The sequence below is a fragment of the Noviherbaspirillum galbum genome, from assembly GCF_010974945.1.
Lineage (GTDB): Bacteria > Pseudomonadota > Gammaproteobacteria > Burkholderiales > Burkholderiaceae_D > Noviherbaspirillum > Noviherbaspirillum galbum.
The window spans coordinates 1-1,135 of sequence record NZ_JAAIVB010000087.1 but is presented as its reverse complement, the minus strand read 5'-3'; the positions used below and the strand labels follow the sequence as shown (position 1 = coordinate 1,135).

1 rRNA gene is annotated in these 1,135 nt (G+C 53.6%); it reads right to left on the bottom strand.

Annotated elements, in window-relative coordinates:
* Positions 1-1,135, bottom strand: a 23S ribosomal RNA gene (locus G3574_RS27925); the annotation flags it as partial.

Genomic DNA, 1,135 nt, shown 5'->3' with positions numbered 1-1,135 from the left:
GCGCCCGGATTTGCCAAGGCGCCATCTTCGATACAGAAACCGGGACATCCAACACCCGGACAACCTTCCGCGATCCGTCCCCCCATCGCATCTAACGACGGTGCAGGAATATTAACCTGCTTCCCATCAGCTACGCATCTCTGCCTCGCCTTAGGGGCCGACTCACCCTGCTCCGATGAACGTTGAACAGGAAACCTTGGGCTTACGGCGTGCGGGCTTTTCACCCGCATTATCGCTACTCATGTCAGCATTCGCACTTCTGATACCTCCAGCATCCTTTACAAGACACCTTCGCAGGCTTACAGAACGCTCTCCTACCATATGTGCAAAGCACATATCCGCAGCTTCGGTGACTGGCTTAGCCCCGTTACATCTTCCGCGCAGGACGACTCGATCAGTGAGCTATTACGCTTTCTTTAAAGGATGGCTGCTTCTAAGCCAACCTCCTGACTGTTTTAGCCTTCCCACTTCGTTTTCCACTTAGCCAATCTTGGGGACCTTAGCTGGCGGTCTGGGTTGTTTCCCTCTTGACGCCGGACGTTAGCACCCGACGTCTGTCTCCCACGCTCGCACTCACCGGTATTCGGAGTTTGCAATGGGTTGGTAAGTCGCGATGACCCCCTAGCCATAACAGTGCTCTACCCCCGGTGGTGATACGTGAGGCACTACCTAAATAGTTTTCGGAGAGAACCAGCTATTTCCAGATTTGTTTAGCCTTTCACCCCTATCCACAGCTCATCCCCTAGTTTTTCAACACTAGTGGGTTCGGACCTCCAGTACCTGTTACGGCACCTTCATCCTGGCCATGGATAGATCATCTGGTTTCGGGTCTACACCCAGCGACTAGACGCCCTGTTCGGACTCGCTTTCGCTTCGCCTTCCCTACTCGGTTAAGCTTGCCACTGAATGTAAGTCGCTGACCCATTATACAAAAGGTACGCCGTCACCCCTTTCAGGGCTCCGACTGTTTGTATGCACACGGTTTCAGGATCTATTTCACTCCCCTTCCGGGGTTCTTTTCGCCTTTCCCTCACGGTACTGGTTCACTATCGGTCGATATCGAGTATTTAGCCTTGGAGGATGGTCCCCCCATGTTCAGACAGGGTTTCACGTGCCCCGCCCTACTTGTCGCAAG